16 protein-coding genes and 1 pseudogene are annotated in these 16,838 nt (G+C 55.1%); 10 read left to right on the top strand and 7 right to left on the bottom strand.

Features of this window, described 5'->3' with window-relative positions; genetic code table 11:
- Positions 1-24: 24 nt before the first annotated feature.
- Positions 25-273: an aldehyde dehydrogenase family protein gene (locus ACP151_RS16840; protein ID WP_424980055.1), complete on the top strand. Its 249-nt coding sequence runs from the start codon at positions 25-27 to the stop codon at positions 271-273.
- Positions 270-1,283, top strand: a complete 1,014-nt coding sequence (locus tag ACP151_RS16845; protein WP_424980056.1) for a YeiH family protein — start codon at positions 270-272, stop codon at positions 1,281-1,283. Before ACP151_RS16840 ends, ACP151_RS16845 begins: the two co-directional genes overlap by 4 nt.
- 43 nt (positions 1,284-1,326) lie before the next feature.
- Here the strand turns inward: ACP151_RS16845 and ACP151_RS16850 are convergent, their stop codons facing one another.
- Positions 1,327-1,842: a MarR family winged helix-turn-helix transcriptional regulator gene (locus ACP151_RS16850; RefSeq protein WP_424980057.1), complete on the bottom strand. Its 516-nt coding sequence runs from the start codon at positions 1,840-1,842 to the stop codon at positions 1,327-1,329.
- Positions 1,843-1,938: 96 nt separating this feature from the next.
- Between ACP151_RS16850 and ACP151_RS16855 the strand changes: the two genes are divergently transcribed.
- A complete protein-coding gene (locus tag ACP151_RS16855) occupies positions 1,939-2,904 on the top strand; it encodes a haloalkane dehalogenase (protein ID WP_424980058.1) in 966 nt (321 codons plus the stop codon).
- Between the two features lie 80 nt (positions 2,905-2,984).
- Positions 2,985-3,878 (top strand): haloalkane dehalogenase, encoded by an 894-nt coding sequence (locus ACP151_RS16860; protein WP_424980059.1) that lies wholly within the window; start codon positions 2,985-2,987, stop codon positions 3,876-3,878.
- 238 nt (positions 3,879-4,116) lie between these two features.
- Here ACP151_RS16860 and ACP151_RS16865 read toward each other — a convergent pair whose 3' ends face one another.
- The 4 genes from ACP151_RS16865 to ACP151_RS16880 all read right to left on the bottom strand — a co-directional run bounded on the left by ACP151_RS16865 (position 4,117) and on the right by ACP151_RS16880 (position 8,419).
- Positions 4,117-5,430 (bottom strand): methanogenesis marker 16 metalloprotein, encoded by a 1,314-nt coding sequence (locus ACP151_RS16865; RefSeq protein ID WP_424980060.1) that lies wholly within the window; start codon positions 5,428-5,430, stop codon positions 4,117-4,119.
- The gene (locus tag ACP151_RS16870; protein WP_424980061.1) at positions 5,431-6,165 is read right to left on the bottom strand and encodes a UPF0280 family protein; all 735 of its coding nucleotides are present in this window, start codon (positions 6,163-6,165) and stop codon (positions 5,431-5,433) included.
- A gap of 65 nt (positions 6,166-6,230) precedes the next feature.
- On the bottom strand, positions 6,231-7,202 hold the full coding sequence (locus ACP151_RS16875; RefSeq protein WP_424980062.1) for an alpha/beta fold hydrolase: 972 nt from the start codon (positions 7,200-7,202) through the stop codon (positions 6,231-6,233).
- Positions 7,187-8,419 (bottom strand): TRAP transporter substrate-binding protein, encoded by a 1,233-nt coding sequence (locus tag ACP151_RS16880; RefSeq protein ID WP_424980063.1) that lies wholly within the window; start codon positions 8,417-8,419, stop codon positions 7,187-7,189. The genes ACP151_RS16875 and ACP151_RS16880 overlap by 16 nt, the downstream gene beginning before the upstream one ends.
- A 126-nt stretch (positions 8,420-8,545) precedes the next feature.
- Here ACP151_RS16880 and ACP151_RS16885 point away from each other — a divergent pair, with 126 nt between their 5' ends.
- Positions 8,546-9,490: a LysR family transcriptional regulator gene (locus ACP151_RS16885; protein ID WP_424980064.1), complete on the top strand. Its 945-nt coding sequence runs from the start codon at positions 8,546-8,548 to the stop codon at positions 9,488-9,490.
- Positions 9,491-9,840: 350 nt separating this feature from the next.
- Here ACP151_RS16885 and ACP151_RS16890 read toward each other — a convergent pair whose 3' ends face one another.
- Positions 9,841-10,494, bottom strand: coding sequence for a TetR/AcrR family transcriptional regulator (locus ACP151_RS16890; protein ID WP_424980070.1), 654 nt, complete (start codon positions 10,492-10,494; stop codon positions 9,841-9,843).
- 163 nt (positions 10,495-10,657) lie between these two features.
- On the opposite strand from ACP151_RS16890, the gene ACP151_RS16895 reads away from it, so the two are divergent.
- Genes ACP151_RS16895 through ACP151_RS16915 form a run of 5 tightly spaced genes read left to right on the top strand, consistent with a single transcriptional unit; the run spans position 10,658 to position 16,179 of the window.
- Positions 10,658-11,728: an ABC transporter ATP-binding protein gene (locus ACP151_RS16895; protein WP_424980065.1), complete on the top strand. Its 1,071-nt coding sequence runs from the start codon at positions 10,658-10,660 to the stop codon at positions 11,726-11,728.
- A gap of 3 nt (positions 11,729-11,731) precedes the next feature.
- Positions 11,732-12,628: an ABC transporter permease gene (locus ACP151_RS16900; RefSeq protein WP_424980066.1), complete on the top strand. Its 897-nt coding sequence runs from the start codon at positions 11,732-11,734 to the stop codon at positions 12,626-12,628.
- Entirely contained in the window at positions 12,621-13,430 is an 810-nt protein-coding gene (locus tag ACP151_RS16905; protein ID WP_424980067.1) for an ABC transporter permease, read from the top strand. The genes ACP151_RS16900 and ACP151_RS16905 overlap by 8 nt, the downstream gene beginning before the upstream one ends.
- 18 nt (positions 13,431-13,448) lie before the next feature.
- Positions 13,449-14,474, top strand: coding sequence for an extracellular solute-binding protein (locus ACP151_RS16910; protein ID WP_424980068.1), 1,026 nt, complete (start codon positions 13,449-13,451; stop codon positions 14,472-14,474).
- 58 nt (positions 14,475-14,532) lie between these two features.
- Positions 14,533-16,179: an amidohydrolase gene (locus tag ACP151_RS16915; protein WP_424980069.1), complete on the top strand. Its 1,647-nt coding sequence runs from the start codon at positions 14,533-14,535 to the stop codon at positions 16,177-16,179.
- A gap of 253 nt (positions 16,180-16,432) precedes the next feature.
- Here ACP151_RS16915 and ACP151_RS16920 read toward each other — a convergent pair.
- Positions 16,433-16,708, bottom strand: a pseudogene (locus tag ACP151_RS16920) (integrase core domain-containing protein); the annotation flags it as partial.
- Positions 16,709-16,838 lie beyond the last annotated feature (130 nt).

The following is a 16,838-nucleotide window of genomic DNA, read 5'->3' on the forward strand; positions in this document are numbered from 1 at the left end:
CAGCCGACCGAAAAGGAAATCCCAATGAAATCTAGTGCTCATACGCGCGCCAATGCGGCTTGGTCGGGCACATCTGAATACCGCTGCGACATCTGCAACCCGGCGACAGGCCAGGTGACGGGAAAGGTTCCCATGTCTTCCAAATTGGACGCCGACCTGGCCGTCGCGTCGGCTCCAGCAGTGCTGCCTGCTTGGGTCGCGACATCTTCGGCAAAAAGATCGGTGGTGATGATTGATTTGGCATGTACTGACGGCGGCTCCAGAACACTATGAACCAGAGCTTTGAAAGCCAGCTGAAATCGCTGGGATCTTACCGAGGCGGAATTCTTGCCGCCTCGATGGTGGGGCTGTCTGCCATGTTCCTGTCGGATCACTACGGAGCCCCATCAATGCTGATGGCTCTCCTGCTTGGTCTTGCTTTGAATTTCTTGTACGAGGACACGGTCGCAAAGCCAGGGATTGAGTTCAGCGCAAGAACCATTCTGCGCATGGGTGTCGCACTGTTAGGCCTGCGCGTAAGCTGGCAATTGCTGTCCGACCTTGGGCTGCAGTCGGTTACCGTTGTCGTTGCTGGAATGCTTTTGACAATTTTGTTTGGAGTCGCGTTGTCCCGCCTGATCGGCCGTGGTCTGAACTTTGGAATATTGACGGGCGGCTCAGTTGCAATCTGCGGCGCCTCGGCGGCCATGGCAATTGCTGCCATTCTTCCCAGAAATGATCAGTCGAACCAGAACCTGACCTTTACGGTTGTTTCAGTGACGCTGCTCAGCACGCTTGCCATGATCTTCTACCCGATGGTTGCAGAGCTTTTGATCATGGATACAACCGAGGCCGGTTTGTTTCTGGGCGGCACAATTCATGACGTTGCTCAAGTTGTTGGAGCTGGATACTCCATGTCTGACGAGACCGGTGACGTTTCCACTGTCGTCAAATTGCTCAGGGTTTCTTGCCTGGCGCCAATCGTTGTATTTTTGACCATTTTTGTGAGATGGAGCAAGAAAACCGGCGAGGAAGGCCAAGCTAAAACACCAGTTCTGCCCTTCTTTGTTATCGGTTTCCTGGCGCTGGCTCTGGTAAACTCGCTTGTTCCGCTTCCTGACTTTGTCATCACTCTGTTTACAGAGATATCGCGGTTTTTTCTCTTGATCGCTATCGCGGCTGTTGGGATGAAAACATCCCTGGGGCAGATCAGGGACGTCGGCGGGCAGGCCATCCTGCTTGTCGTCGCGGAGACGGCTTTTCTGGCGCTGCTGATCCTGTCCTATATTCTTTGGGCGGCATAACACTGCCGCCAGATTTCCCATCGCTTGGGGGCGGTGAGAAGATTTACGTCTTTACAGCCTGTTCGACCGGGCATCCACGGGGGCGGCAAACGCCTTCGTGGCAGAAACGGCAATTCCTGCGAGCGCTTTCATAGCTATGGGTCATTGCGGCAAGCAGTTCCTCCAGGGTCGAAGACAGCGCCTGCGCCTGTTCCGCAGTCAATTGGTTTGAAATCTCCTCAGTGATGGCTTCTCGTGCTGCAAGAACAGCCCGCGCACAATCCATGCCTTCGGGAGTCAGTCGCAGAACCACTGATCGGCCATCTTGCTCATTGCGCCGCCGCTCTACCAGGCCATCGGATGCGAGGCCGTCGATCAATCTGACCGCACCTGAGTGCGTTAGATTAAGGGCGCGTTGCAGGACGAGAATGCTGTCGTCCGGATGGTTCAATATCGAGACCAGTGCGGCTGCAGCGTTGTGACTGCGCAATCCTACCTCAGCGATACTTTGCTCTATTCTGGACGAGAGTGTCGTGGAGAATGCACCTAGCAAGTTGTTTAGATAGGGATTTTTTTTCATGGGGGTGATTGTATATGACTCAGTCACAAAAAACAATGGACATGGGTGAAGCGGCTTTGTATGACTGAGTCATATATTTCCACCAGGAGAAAAAAGATGCCCGAAATGTCCCGACGAACACTTCTTGCTGTGGCCGCTGCTGTCGCATCGATTGGCCTGCTTGGTGCTGCTGTGCCAGCCGCGGCTGATGAGGCCTGGAAGGCGGAAAAGAAATTTGTCGACGTTTTGGGCCACAAGATGGCTTACGTAGAACGGGGCACTGGCAAGCCTATTGTGTTTGTGCATGGCAACCCGACATCCTCTTATTTGTGGCGCAATGTCATCCCGCACGTAGAAGGGCAGGGGCGTATCATTGTGGTCGATCAGATGGGTATGGGAGACAGCGATAAGCTGCCCGAAAGTGTCACCGACCGGTACCGCCTGGTCAGCCATGCCCGCTATTTTGATGCGTTCATGGAAGCCATTGGTGCCAACGAGGATGTGACACTTGTGCTGCATGACTGGGGTGGGGCAGTCGGGTTCGACTGGGCATATCACCATCAGGATGCAATGCGCGGTATCGCTTACATGGAGACTTTCGTGAAACCGCTGGACTGGAAAGATCTGCCCGAGGGTTTCCATCCGACATTGAAGGCTGTGCGCTCGGATGCGGGTGTTCAGCTGGTGCTGGAAGAAAACATGTTCATCGAGAAGATGCTGCCCGGCGTCACCGGATCCGAGCTGTCTGAGGAAGTGATGAACGAATACCGCCGCCCGTATCTGAACGCGGGCGAAGATCGCCTGCCCACCATGATGTGGGCCCGTGAAGTCCCATTGGCCGGTGCGCCTGCAGATGTGCATGACCGTATCGCGGCCTATTCGCAATGGCTGGAAACCAGCGAAGTCCCAAAACTCTTTGTTGATGCAGAACCTGGCGTGTTCATCACTGGCGATGTCCGCGCATTTGCCCGCAGCCTGCCGAACCAAACCATTGCCGAGGCAAAGGGGCTGCATTTTATGCAGGAAGAGGATCCTGACACCATCGGTGCAGCTGTTTCTGCTTTCATTGGCACGCTGAACTAACACTTCCCCGGGGCAGAAACATTTCTGCCTCGGACCCATCACTTGTCCATCCAAAAACCTACCAAAAACTGAGGTGAACTATGTCTGCATTTCCCAAGAATGCTTTGCCTGAAAAGAAATTCAAAACCATCAACGGTAAAAAGATGGCTTATGTCGAAGTCGGTGAAGGCGATCCGATCGTGTTTCTGCACGGGGTCCCCACGTCGTCCTACTTGTGGCGAAATGTCATGCCGCATCTGGAAGGAAAAGGCCGGTTGATCGCGCCTGACCTGATTGGAATGGGTGACTCGGAAAAGCTGGAAAACTCCGGCCACGGCACCTATTCGATCCCCACACATGCAGACTATCTGTTTCCGCTGCTCGAAGAGCTTGGCTGCACCAAAAACGTTACCCTGATCCTGCATGATTGGGGATCCGGGCTGGGCTTCCATTATGCAAACACCCATCGCGATGCGATCAAGGGTATCGCTTTCATGGAAGGCATCCCGGCTGTCTTCCCGCAGATGAGCGACTTCCCTGAAGGTATCCAGGACGTGATCGGCACTCTGCGGTCACCTGCAGGCGACAAGATGGCCTTGGAAGACAACTTCTTCATCGAAACTCTGTTGCCCGCCGCCATCCTGCGTGATCTGACCGAAGAAGAACATGCGCAATACCGCCGTCCCTTCCTGAACGCAGGTGAAGACCGCCGTCCGACCCTGGACGGCCCGCGCAACCTGCCGATTGGCGGCACACCTGAATCCTCTGTCTCGATCATCGAAGCTTATGGCGAATATCTGAAGCAATCGGATGATCTGCCCAAGCTGTTCATCAACGCAGAACCCGGTGCATTCCTTGTAGGCTATGCCCGTGATTTTGTGCGCAGCTGGCCTAATCTGGACGAAGTCACCGTAGCCGGGGCGCATTTCATTCAGGAAGACAGCCCCGATGAGATCGGGCAGGCTATCGTGAATTGGCTGCCAAAACTGGGCTGAGTCATCGGGTATCCATCACGAAAAAAGCCGGGCCGTGCAAATTTGCGCGGCCCGGCTTTTGTCAGATCGACCCAAGAGGGGAGCTGCGCCGAAGGAATTATGAACTTAAACATCCAACTTGAGTTTTTCTTTGGATGATGCAGCTGTTGCCCTGTGCCGGATCGTGAAGAGCCCGCCCATAGTTTTCTGTGGGATTTCGGTTTGTGCAAAGGGCATCAGTGCCGTCGTAACGGGATTTTCAATCCGCTAGTGGGCTCGGTTGCCTGCAAGTGATGTCCAATAGTTTGTCTCGTATTGGGACATCACCCGACAGGATCTTGGATTTCAGCGATTCTGCGAGCTCCATCGCCCGGAAGCGGTCACTGGTGCGAAATGTGATCGGATGTTCTTTGCCGCCAATATCCACCGTCCCCATATTCATGGAAAACGCGTCGCTGTCGATTTCCACGGTGCAAGCACCGCATCTGATGCATCTCGTCCGGTCGATTTCTCTGGCTTGAACATCTACTGCGTTCACCGGGCAAATGGCGGCTGCCCGTGCAATGTCCTTGCCTTCGGTATCCAGCTTGGATGGGTCAAAGGTCAGATCATGGTCGGGCCCTTGCCAGACATCCCCATATGTCATTTCGTCAAATGGTTGACGGTCATTGACATCGGCGACTGGCAAAACCAAGTTTTCGTCCAATGCACCGATGACACTCTGTAGCGCTGCGTCATCAACGATGGGGATCGGGATGCTCACAGCATTAAGAACCTCTACGCCTTCGCTCGTGCAAACACCGCCCATGAAGTATGGGTCCATGTCAAACATATCGGCTGCCAGAGAAAGGTTCGGGCGGTTCGAATAGGCCAGTGTTCCTGACCCGATGACCACACCAGGTGCGTTGTTGATCATGGCCAAGCTGCCAATGCCGATGGCATTCAGGTTTGGATCGTTTTGTATCGGGTTCATCTCGCCGGATCCGATCACTGTCAGTCCCGATGTGGCCGTCATTGGCCAAACACTGAATATCGACCTTAGGGCGGTGGTGGATCGGAAGTTTCCGAACGCCATGTAGGATTTGAACGCATTGCGCATGCTGTAAATGCGCGCGAATCCAAGATCATCCAGCGTAAAGCGGCGCTTTAGACGTTTGCCGCAGGTAGACAAAACTTCAATTGTGCATTCCTGCCGTTCCACCAGATCCCGAAAAAGGTGCCCACCCCCGTAAGGGGGCGCAGTGTCTCCGTTGGCCGTTGTTCCATAGACCATCAAATCGACACTCCCCAGACGCTCATTCGGCGCGGGACCAGGCTGTGCAGGAACACCATTGATCCAAGCAGCCGCTGCTCTTTCAAAGCTGCCAGGAGGAGCCACCGGAATGCTGAATGATGCGGCAGTGCCCGACATGATGCCGTGTGTTGCCGTCGTCACAACATCGACATCACCAACTTGAAATTTGTGCCCGCTTCGCACATGCGACTTGAATTCCTGAGCCGTCATAACAACCGCGTCTCCACGTTTCAGACGCTCGTTTATCCTGCTGATGCCATTGGTATGGTCGTTTGTCATTTATAACTCCTGGATTTCGATGTCACCCTGAGCTCCTATGCGATCCGAGGCCAGTATCACCGCGCCGTGAACACCGCTGACGGACATTGCAAACTCAAGTCCGGTTTCTATTCCTGACGCGGTTTTCACGAGATTGCCTGTTGCTGTGGCCACTGCATCCGCCAGAGCCGCTGACTCAGCGATGACGCAGCAGGCGTCAGCTTTCCCGAAGCTAAGACTGCCGCCACTGTTTCCTGCCGACGTGCAAATGCCCTGGATGCCATGTTCCGGCCGGACCACAACGCCCAATCGATTGCTCAACGATGAGTTTTGAGCGTAGATGCCAACGATGCGTTTTTTTGCGACCTTGCAGAAAATATCTCCGCCGTTCTCCACGATCACTTCGTCGTTGTTTCCCAAGAGCGATTTTCCAACCACATCGGCAATCGCTCCGGCTACTGCTGCCATCGGACCGACACCGGCTTTGCAAGACGCCTCCGTCATCCGTTGGATGATTTCAGGGCAGGTAAGCGGGTCTTCTAAAGAAACGGGCACCAGCGAGGTTAGGAAATCCGGGTGCTGTGCAATATGCGATTTGATCGCTGCTCTATTCGCGAGCAATGTCCTGTGTGCGGTGGATTTTCCGGGGCGGGTGGTTGCAATCGAAAGGTTGGATTGCTCCTCAATCAGTACGCATCGCTTCAATTCAGAAGCGTGATAGCATGTCCGGTAGGCCGCAATGTCAGGTTCAATCATTCGGGTTTTGTTCGCCTTGAGAAATCTGCCCACACGGAAGGGAGGGAACCGTGTGGGCAGTGCTTTCAACTCGCCTTTTGCACGGCGATGCCTGGGTTTACTCCCCAGGATTCAACCTCTCCGCAGGGGCGAGTTGGCAGTCCGTAGTGGCGCGTTCTGTCAAAAAGAGGCAGCCCGGAAGCCAGCATAGAATGGAGGAACCACATCATGCCGTTTGTGACATCCTCCGGTCGTTCCCAGGTCACAAAATGACCGGCATCGATAACAAGCACAGCCTCAAGCCCCGGGATATGGTCTTCCATGCCTCGCGCATATTCGACCGGCTGGCGCGGATCATGCTCGCCATGAATGTAGAGAACCGGCATGGTGAACTTTGAGTAATCCACAGGAATGCTTTTGCGAATATGCGCAAAGTAGAGCGGCACTACGTCCGATATCCCCGGATAAGAGAACTCTTTGATGATCTCTTGCATCTCTGCTTCATCGGGCCGGTATTCAGGCTTGCAGGAGGTTTCAAACCAGACGCGGACATAGGCATCAGCATTCGCCATAAGCTGACCGGCTTTTTCCGGATTGCGGCCGTTCCACTGATGGTGCAGCGAATTTCGAGCATCATAGTTATGCAGCGACAGGCAGCATCGGATGTAGCGTTCGACACGCTCCGCAGCCAGATTGATGATGTTATCCGCAATCACGACCCCCCAATCATGCCCGGCCAGGTGGAAATTCTCGACGCCAATCGCATCCAGAAAGGCGAGCGTCTCTGCTGCAACTGTGCTTGCGGCATAATCGCCGACTGGTTTTCCGGAACGGCCATATCCTTTCATATCGGGGGCAATGACGCGGAACTGCTTTGCCAGGGTCGGGATTTGATGCTGCCAGCAGCGCCAGCTTTCAGGAATGCCATGCAGCAGGACAATTGCCGGACCTGTGCCTTCTTCCACCCAGTGCCAGTCGAGCCCGTTTACAGTGGTTGTTTTGTGAGTGAACTCTCGTTGCGACATTTTTTGAGCTTTTCCTCTTAGGTTGTCCGCCACCAGCGGCGGGGTTCGACATTCTCAGGCAAGACATCGGAGCTGATTTCACGAGCGATGCGATGAATGTCGGTGTAGGTGTCCTGTCCGCCAGACCAGTTGTTCAGGCGTTCACGCCATTTCTCCCAGGGCTGCGGGTTGAATTCCGGCGCTGTGCGCTGCTCAGCCTCTGCCAGTACATCTTTGGAGAGTTCGACAAAGGGGACGTTGTGCTGCTCAAAAATTGTGCCAGGCAGTTGCGGGTTGCTTGCGCCGACGACGTTGAGCAGGGCGGCTTCTTGGGCATTCTGCACATAGATTTGCGTCTGATAGGCGGATTCCATTACGGCGTCCTGCAGTTCGCCAGACAGGCTATCGAACACTTCGGCATTCATGGATGTCGCTTCAGTGCCGCAGAAAAGACGAAGGTCGACAGCTTGCCCCAGAACAGGTGCCATGTTCGCATATGCCGCAGCAGAGGCCCAGGTTTCTGCCCCATCGATCAGACCCTGTTTCAATCCATCCAGAGTTTCTTCCCAGGCGACAGGCACAGGGTTGAGATCCAGAAGATCCATTGCAATCCTGCCCAGCTGAGTGCCTGTGACCCGGTTCTTAGTGCCTGCAAGATCGCCCAAGGAGGTGACAATCGGCTTATCTTTGGCCCAGGCGCGCCCCATCATCAGCCCGCGCAACTCGCAGTGTGAAAAAAGAAACTGCAAGCCGTGACGCTTGCGAAGCGGATCACGCAGGATTTTCTGGCTGTCTGGATGATACAGGAAATGATACTGAGCCGCGCGGCTCGGGAACATGTAGGCATAGTCCAGGATATTCAGGTAAGGTGCAGCGGCAGCGGAGTTTTGCGTCGACGCGGTGAAGACATCCACAATACCTTGCTGGGTTTTCTCAGCGCAGCTGCCTTCCCCGCAAATTTGGTTTTGACCGATGTATTCGATGCGGATTTCACCATCTGTCCGCTCTTCCAGATCGCGCGCGAAATGAAGGCCTCCAGTGACCAGCGTGCCCTCTGAATTGGCGCTGAACCCAGCCGCACCAAACTTCAATGTATGACGCGCAGATTTCGCAAAACGGCGTTCGTAGGTGGACTCAGCTGCGCTCGCAAGACCGGGCAGGCTGAGTACGCCGCCAGCAGCACTTGCCATCATCACCGACGACATCCCATACCGGCCTGACAGTCGCAAGAAATCCCGCTTTGATATTTTTCCTTTGGGCAGATGGTTCATGGGTGCCTCCCGTGGCGATTTTTGTTGGTTTCTCCGGGTCAGCATCGAAATCTTGAGTGCATAAATCAAATGCTATAAAAATATCCAAACCATGCCGTATGGGCATGCATGCAACTTGGACCGTCCATGAATCTCCGCAGCCTTCGGTACTTCTCTGCAATTGTGCAGGCTAAAAGCATAACCAAAGCGGCCATTAGACTGCGCATCGCTCAACCCGCGGTGTCGCGGCAAATTCAAAACCTTGAGGCGGAACTCGGGGTCAAACTGCTGAAACGTTCCAGAGCCGGCATTGAGCTGACAGGCGCAGGGGAGTTCTTGCTGCAGCGCGTTGTGCCTTTGCTGGCAGAATTGGATCAGGCAAAAGAGCTCTTGTCCAAACAAGCAAAGGCCGAAGTGCAGGACCTGGTTGTCGGTATCACAGCCGGGGAGGGCGCAACGGTGGCCCCTGCACTTATTTCAGGTTGGAGCAAACAGTTTCCGGCTGCAAAAATCCGGATTATTGAGGCCCTGGCGCCAGCGATCTACTCAAATCTAAAGGATGGTGAGGCGGACATTGGCGTTGTGCCAGAACCCATAGAGTTTCCAGATGTCTGGTCGGTGCCGCTCTTTGAGGAATCCATTGTGCTGATCGCGCCCAACCAAGGTGTTGAAAGTGGCATGCCGTATCAACCTTTTCACGCGGTAGATGTGCGGGAAGCTCTCTCACTTCCTTTGATCCTCCCGAGCTATCCCAATCCGCTGCGTGTGAGCATTGAGCAGATCGCAAAGAAGTACCGTGTTGATCTCAACATCACCTATGAACTTGATTCAATGTCCATAATCAAAGATCTGGTGCGACGCGGCAATGCCTATGCCTTCACAACATACGCGTATTTGAGCAATGAGATTGAGCATAACCTGCTGCGTATTGTCGATATGCCGGATGATGTCTTCAAGCGAAACATCAGTCTTGTTGGCTTGAAACAGAGCCCCCGATTCTCCGAAGAAAGCCGTGCAGTCGCCTTTATTGAAGAAATGGTTGTCAGCACCGTCAAAGATGGGAAGTGGCCAGGGGCCAAGCTTCTGGGTTGAACAGATACTGACGGCTGCTTTTGGGAGATGAGCATCGAACACGGGCTACGGTTTCGATGCGGCGAGCGACCAAAGCTGGATTTTCACACTTGTGCCAGACATCCAAGGTAACCCCAGGAAAACCCTTTTGGTTGCTGTGCTTCAGTCCGGCTTTGGCAACCCGCCCTGTGAACTGTGCCATTTCTACTGCAGCCATTGGGAATGGGTTGGGTGTTTGGCAAATTCACCAGCGCTGCATTTGTCCGTTTTGTATCCGTTACCATGATGTCCTGCGCTGCTCACTTTGGGCGCAAAGCAGGGAAATAGGTCTGATGTGTTTCCTGTGGTACTGGCAAGCGGACAAAGGCTTTTTAAACTTGGGGGGTGGTTTCAGGGGCTTGCTGGATCACCTGAGACAGGAGCTGTTCGTTGAACTTATGGAGCTTTGACATCAGGTCGTCGTCCGACGCCGTCTCGTCACGAATGTGCTCCAGAAAGCTCAGCGTGGCTGCTCCTTCCAGCAATGTGGCAAAGTCGTCTGCATCTGTCGTTTTCGGAAACAGGTTTGCAGATTGCAGATTGCGTATCAGGCGGGCGAACTGGCAGCGTTGTCGTTGCAAGCATTTCTCGTACTCGCGGGCAAAATGCGATTGTGGCTGCGTCATGAATGCCGCCACGGCGAATCGCCACATCTCTGAGGTCGGGCCGCCCACCCGATTGGTGTACAGATATCCGGTTAAGGCATTCACGGCCGTCAACGCATCTGTGTGTGGCGCATCAACAGTCTGTCGGCCCAGCGTGAAACCGTGTTCAAAATCTTCGGTCACAACTGCCAGCAGCAGATCGTTTTTCGACTTGAAGTAGGTATAAAGCGTCCCTGGCGACACGCCCGCGGTTTCCGCGACTTCTTCAAGTTTTACCGGACTGTAGCCCTTTGCCGCAAACAGCGACATGGCTGCCTTCAGCATCTCGCTGCGGCGCAGCTGCTTCTGCTTTTCTCTCAATCCTGCCATGCCGGGGATCATATCCAATCTTAGTTCCGGTACAAGTTTGAAGTCAGATTCAAAATTGAAGTCGACTATAAATTAGTTGACGGGTGAAATTTGATCATATTTACTTTCGGTCAACGGAGCACTCGAAACGGATGGTGCTCTGGACAGGGAGGGCGGTAAGGATGGTGCGCGGACAATGATTGAAATAGCCGGGTTGTCGAAGATTTTCGGTGTCGGGGCCTCAGCCTTTACCGCACTGGAAAACATCAATGTTACAATCAGGGAAAATGAGTTCTTCACTCTGCTGGGGCCATCTGGCTGCGGCAAGACAACCTTGCTGCGATCGATTGCCGGGTTTGTGAATCCATCCTCCGGCAGCCTGACGGTGAACGGCGAGGACATGCTGTCCAAACCCCCTTATGCCCGGCCCGTGAACACCGTGTTCCAGAATTACGCGCTGTTTCCACACATGACAGTGGCCGAAAATATCGGTTTTGGCCTGGAAATGCTGGGGCGCCCCAAGTCTGAAATCAAATCCGTGGTCGCAGACATGCTGGACTTGGTTCAGATGGCCCCGATGGCGGACCGGATGACCAGCCAGATCTCCGGAGGGCAGCAGCAGCGGGTTGCTCTGGCCCGTGCTCTGGCCCCCAAACCCAAGGTGCTGCTGCTGGACGAACCGCTGTCGGCACTGGACTTCAAGCTGCGCAAGGAAATGCAGATTGAGCTGAAACGGCTGCAGTCGGAAACCGGCATCACCTTTGTCTTTGTCACCCATGACCAGGAGGAGGCGCTGACCATGTCGGACCGGATCGCGGTGATGAAATCCGGGCGGATCCTGCAGATCGGCGGCCCCAAGGACATTTATGACCACCCAGCCGAGCGGTTTGTCGCAGACTTCATCGGCGATACCAATTTCGTCAGTGCAGACCTTGTGACGGAGGCAAACGGCATAGCGCAGGTGCGGCTGCCCTCGGGCAAGACGGTTGAGGCCCGCAGCCCTGCAGGCGGTGCTCAAAGCGGTTCAGTGACAATTGCCGTGCGTCCGGAACATGCGGTGCTGTCAGAGCCCGGCGCTCTGATCGATGGCAGACTGAAAAACATCGTCTATTTCGGCACTGACACCCACTATCACATCGAAAGCGATGGGCAGCCGACCTTTGTGGTCCGGCGCCAAAACCAGCCGGATGCGGTCGAACACCACCAAGTCGGCGATACTGTTGGTATCTCTTTCAATTCCGGCACCGCCCAGGTTCTGAGGGATTGACGCATGACCACTGATGCCCAGACTGAACGCAACCGCTGGCTGCTGCTGACACCTGCATTGACTATTCTGACACTGGCCGCCGCGGGTCCGCTGCTGATTGTGGTCGTCTACTCGTTTCTCACTGCCGGAGACTACGGCGGTGTGGTTTGGACCTTTTCAACCGACGCATGGTTCAGCGTCATTGCTGAACGGGACTTTTTCGACGAAACGTTGTCTTTTTCCGATGCGCATCTGTCGATTTTCTGGCGCTCCGTGAAGCTGTCATTGATGACCACTGTCGTGGCGTTTCTGGTGGGTTTCCCCACCGCCTATTTCATCGCGACCCGGCCGCCGCACAAGCGCGATTTCTGGATGCTGCTGATCATGGTGCCGTTCTGGACCAATCTTCTGATCCGCACTTTTGCAGTGATGGAGATCATCCGCAATGAAGGGGTCGTGAACACGGTGCTGATGAAGCTGGGGCTGATTGATAGCCCGATTCAGATGATGTTCACCGAATTCGCAGTCACGCTGGGCATGTTCTATGTCTTCCTGCCGCTCATGGTGCTGCCGATCTACGCCAGCATGGAGCGGATGGATTTCTCTTTGGTCGAGGCAGCCTATGACCTTTACGCCTCGCGCTGGAAGGTGCTGCGTCGTGTCATCCTGCCACTGGTCAAACCCGGCGCAGTGGCTGGCTCGATCCTGGTTTTCGTGCCATCGCTTGGGGCGTATGTGACACCCCGCATCATGGGCGGCGGCAAGCAGCTGATGCTTGGCAACCTGATTGAGCTGCAGTTTGGCCAGGGGCGCAACTGGCCATTGGGGGCGGCGCTGTCGATCACCCTGCTGGCGATTGTGATGGTGGCGCTGATCATCTATGTCCGTTCGGCTGAAAACGGGGAGACGCATCATGGCTAGGTCCCGTTCCTTTGATGTCCGCCAGCAGACTGGTTTCACCTTCGTGGCGATCTGCTGTTTCGTACTGCTTTACCTGCCGATCATCCTGCTGGTGGTCTATTCCTTCAATGCGGGCACCAGCATTGCAATCTGGGAAGGGTTTTCGTGGCAATGGTATGAAGCCGCCTGGAACAATGAAAAGGTGCAAGAGGCCACCATCCTGTCGCTGATCATAGCGTCCAGCGCTTCGCTGGTGGCAACCAGCGTCGCAGTTATGGCGGCCTTGGCGACAACCCGGACAGGCAAGTTCAAGGGCTCCGGGCTGGTATTTGCAATGATCAATCAGCCGCTGATGATCCCGGAAATCGTTACCGCCGTGGCGCTGCTGCTGATGTTTGCGATGATCAAGGTTTCAACCGGATACACTGGCATCTGGTATCTGATTATCGCGCATTCCGCCTTTTGCATCCCCTTTGCCTATATGCCGATCCGGGCCCGGTTGCAGGGAATGGATCTAAACCTGGAGCAGGCTGCTGCCGATCTTTATGGCCAACCTTGGCAAGTGTTCCGCCGGGTGACATTGCCGCAGCTTTGGCCGGGCATTTTGTCAGGCGCGATGCTGTCCTTTGTGGTGTCCCTGGACGATGTGGTGATCACCGAATTCGTGAAATCCGCCGGTCAGGACACGCTGCCCACCTACATGCTGGGCCAGTTGCGCCGGGCCATCACACCCGAAGTGAATGCGATTTCAACTGCGCTGCTGGCGATCTCCATTGCGATGGTGGTGGCGTTCTATCTGCTGTCGAAAAGAAAAGAAAAGTAACCCATGGGAGGGAAATACATGAAAACGCTGATAACTGCATTGGGAACCGCTGCGGTGCTGGCTTCGCCAGCTTTGGCCGAGGGTGAGCTGAATGTCTACAATTGGGGCAACTACACCAACCCTGACCTGATCACCAAATTTGAAGAAGAAACCGGCATCAAGGTCACGATCACTGACTTTGACAGCAACGACACGGCGCTGGCCAAGGTCAAGGCCGGTGGTCACGGCTTTGACGTGGTGGTTCCGTCCGGCACCTATATTCCGATCTGGGCTGGTGAAGGCCTGCTGATGGAAACCAACCCCAATGAAATGGAAAACTTCAAGCACGTTGATCCGCGTTGGGTCGACGTGGCCTTTGATCCCGGCCGCAAATATTCGGTGCCTTGGCAGTGGGGCACTGTTGGCGTTGTCGTCAATACTGCAATCTACGACGGGGATCCCCATACATCGGCCCTCATTATGGATCCGCCAGAAGAGCTGAGGGGCAAGATCAATGTTGTTCCGGAAATGAACGACGTTTTGGGCCTGGCGATCAGCTATCATGGTGGCGAACAATGTACCGCCGACAAAGACATCCTGAAAAAGGTCCGTGACTCGCTGGTCGAGGCCAAGAAACACTGGTTGTCGATCGACTATGGCACGATTGAGCAATACGCCAAGGGCGACGTTTCAGCCGGCGTGTTTTGGAACGGCACAGCCTTCCGGGCACGGCTTCAAAACGAAGACATTGTATATGGCTACCCACAGGAAGGGTTCCCGATCTGGATGGACAATGTCGTTGTTCTGGCCGATGCCAAGAACGCCGAGAACGCAAAGATTTTCCAGAATTTTCTGATGGATCCTGAAAATGCCGCGCTGATTTCAAGCTTTGCACGGTATGCCAACGGTATCATGGGGTCCGAGAAATATATGCCGGCAGATATGGCCACAGCTCCTGAGGTGATCATTCCAGAGAATCTGAAAGACGCCGGTTTCATTTCTGAAACCTGCGATCCCGCAGTGCAGCGGATTTACACCAAGATCTGGACCGACTTGCAAAAATAAATCTGCCTGATGACAGGCGGGGTGCCTTGGACGGGCACCCCCAGCATTGGAGACAACCATGCCCGATATCGTCATTTTGAATGGGCGGGTCATCACCTTTGATGGCCCGGACGCCGAAGCTTTGGCCATCGAAGGCGGCAAGATCACCGCCGTTGGCTCAACCGCTGACATTCGCGCCATCGCCAGGGGCGCGCGGGTGATCGATGCCCAGGGCGGCACCGTTCTGCCTGGTTTCATCGACAGCCATGTGCATTTGTTCGGCGGCTCCGCTGAGCTGGAATTCCTCAACCTCCATGGCGTATTTGGTGTGGAAGCGCTGCGCGCCGCCGTGCTTCCATATGCGGCATCCCGTCCGGATGATCAGCTGTTGTTTGCCTGCTCCATTGATTACGGGCTTGTCGGGGACCGCTCACTCTCTCGCCATGATCTTGACGCTGCGATTGCGGACCGGCCTTTCGCTGCTTCAACTGCCGACCATCACACCGTCTATGCAAATACCAAGGCGCTTGAGCTGGCAGGTCTTCTGCACGGCAAAGACTGCGGCGTCGGCTCAGAAGTTGTGATGGGATCGGATGGGCTTGCCACAGGTGAGCTTCTGGAACCTGCCGCCTATGAAGCGGTGATGGCGCTGACCTCGCTTGGTGGCCGCGAGATGCTGGGGATGACAACCGGTGCCGATCCGGTGCCCGCACCGTCTGCAGCGACCCGGGCATCTGACAAGGATGTTCTCGCCAAAGGTTTGAAACACTGCGCTGAGCACGGGATCACCGGGCTGCACAATATGGACGGCAATTTCTATCAGCTGGAACTATTGTCTGAGCTGGAGACCGAGGAACGCTTGCTGTGCCGCACCGAAATCCCGCTGCACCTGAAACATACCGACCCGGTGGATCGCATCGCGGAAGCCGTGGAAATGCGCAACCTCTACAACGGCGATAAGCTTTGGTCCAATCGGGTCAAAATGTTTGTGGACGGGGTTCTGGACAGCAAAACAGCCTATATGCTGGAGCCCTATCCCGGAACTGACAGTCGCAGCGAACCGCTGTTCACGCCCGAGCATTTCAATGAAGTGTGCATCCGTGCGGATGCTCAGCACTTGCAGATCGCGGTTCATGCCATCGGTGAGGCTGCGGTGCGCCAAACGCTGGACGGTTATGAAGCCGCACAAAAAGCCAATGGTACACGCGACAGCCGCCATCGGATTGAACATATTGAAACCATTCATCCGGATGACATTCCGCGCCTCAGCCAACTGGGGGCAGTGGCTTCTCTGCAGCCGCTGCATTCTCCGCGCGGCGGTTTCTTCCCGCCTTATGGTGGTGGTGACATTCTGCACCCCAGTCAGTTCGAAACAGCCTTTGCCTGGAAAACCATTCGCGACAGTGGCGCCAAAGTGGTGTTTTCAACAGATTGGCCTGTTGTTCCGGTTGACCCCATGCTTTCGATCCAAGGTGCCGTTGCGGGCGCTGAATTGCCGGAGCACTGGCCTGAGCAGCGCTTAGGCCTGCGCGAGTCGCTTGTCTATTACACCAGCAACAACGCGTGGGTCGAATTCAACGAGCAACGCAAAGGCCGATTGAAGGCCGGGATGATGGCTGATGTCGTCGTCATGGACAAAGATCTGGAGGCGCTGGAGCCCAGCCAGCTCAGCACCGCCCGTGCTGCGGTCACCATCTGCGGCGGCCGGATTACTCATCAGCTCTAAGTTGGACACGAAAGCGATGGTTTGTGCGGCGCAGGCAGCTCTTAGGAAGCAAACGTCCGGTCTGCCCGCACTGATGGCCGTCCTATATGATGGATAATCTCCGCTAGCGAACAGGCGGACATTTTGGACCCGTCGCGGTTTGATGCCGCTCCTTTGATAGCATTTGCTGCAGCAAAGGAGACTGACTATGGAAATGAAACGGACGGACGAATTCTGAGCTACTCCCCTATGTTTGGACAGTTTCCGGCGTGGTTTAAGCTACTTTCTGCTCCTGCTGATCGGGTTGGGTTTCATTATTTCTCAGCCAATAGACCACGGCTGGAGGTTTGCCGCCAAGGGCGGAATGTGGGCGTTTGCGGTTGTGGAACTCGATCCATTTGCCGACACCGGCCTTCGCCTCTGACCCGGTTTCCCAGGCGTGCAGATAGACGCATTCGTATTTTAGGCTTCGCCAGAGCCGTTCCACAAAGATGTTGTCCAGGAACCGTCCTTTCCCATCCATTGATATCCGCACGCTGGATCGTCGCAAGCGATCGGCGTTGTTGCGCAACTCGTTTTGAGGACGAGCTTCCCCTTTCCGCGGCGGATTCATCCATCACACACGATCTCGGCGGTGCCGAGGGCCGAGAATCGGTTCATGAGAGCGATGCGGATGTGGA

Origin of the sequence: Leisingera sp. S232 (assembly GCF_049800895.1) — a bacterium.
In the GTDB taxonomy this organism is placed as follows: domain Bacteria; phylum Pseudomonadota; class Alphaproteobacteria; order Rhodobacterales; family Rhodobacteraceae; genus Leisingera.

Excerpts from the sequence above, each read along its gene's own strand:
- ACP151_RS16840 (WP_424980055.1), top strand. The coding sequence starts at position 25 with ATGAAATCTAGTGCTCATACGCGCGCCAATGCGGCTTGGTCGGGCACA.
- ACP151_RS16845 (WP_424980056.1), top strand. The coding sequence starts at position 270 with ATGAACCAGAGCTTTGAAAGCCAGCTGAAATCGCTGGGATCTTACCGA.
- ACP151_RS16850 (WP_424980057.1), bottom strand. The coding sequence starts at position 1,842 with ATGAAAAAAAATCCCTATCTAAACAACTTGCTAGGTGCATTCTCCACG.
- ACP151_RS16855 (WP_424980058.1), top strand. The coding sequence starts at position 1,939 with ATGCCCGAAATGTCCCGACGAACACTTCTTGCTGTGGCCGCTGCTGTC.
- ACP151_RS16860 (WP_424980059.1), top strand. The coding sequence starts at position 2,985 with ATGTCTGCATTTCCCAAGAATGCTTTGCCTGAAAAGAAATTCAAAACC.
- ACP151_RS16865 (WP_424980060.1), bottom strand. The coding sequence starts at position 5,430 with ATGACAAACGACCATACCAATGGCATCAGCAGGATAAACGAGCGTCTG.
- ACP151_RS16870 (WP_424980061.1), bottom strand. The coding sequence starts at position 6,165 with ATGATTGAACCTGACATTGCGGCCTACCGGACATGCTATCACGCTTCT.
- ACP151_RS16880 (WP_424980063.1), bottom strand. The coding sequence starts at position 8,419 with ATGAACCATCTGCCCAAAGGAAAAATATCAAAGCGGGATTTCTTGCGA.
- ACP151_RS16885 (WP_424980064.1), top strand. The coding sequence starts at position 8,546 with ATGAATCTCCGCAGCCTTCGGTACTTCTCTGCAATTGTGCAGGCTAAA.
- ACP151_RS16890 (WP_424980070.1), bottom strand. The coding sequence starts at position 10,494 with ATGATCCCCGGCATGGCAGGATTGAGAGAAAAGCAGAAGCAGCTGCGC.
- ACP151_RS16895 (WP_424980065.1), top strand. The coding sequence starts at position 10,658 with ATGATTGAAATAGCCGGGTTGTCGAAGATTTTCGGTGTCGGGGCCTCA.
- ACP151_RS16900 (WP_424980066.1), top strand. The coding sequence starts at position 11,732 with ATGACCACTGATGCCCAGACTGAACGCAACCGCTGGCTGCTGCTGACA.
- ACP151_RS16905 (WP_424980067.1), top strand. The coding sequence starts at position 12,621 with ATGGCTAGGTCCCGTTCCTTTGATGTCCGCCAGCAGACTGGTTTCACC.
- ACP151_RS16910 (WP_424980068.1), top strand. The coding sequence starts at position 13,449 with ATGAAAACGCTGATAACTGCATTGGGAACCGCTGCGGTGCTGGCTTCG.
- ACP151_RS16915 (WP_424980069.1), top strand. The coding sequence starts at position 14,533 with ATGCCCGATATCGTCATTTTGAATGGGCGGGTCATCACCTTTGATGGC.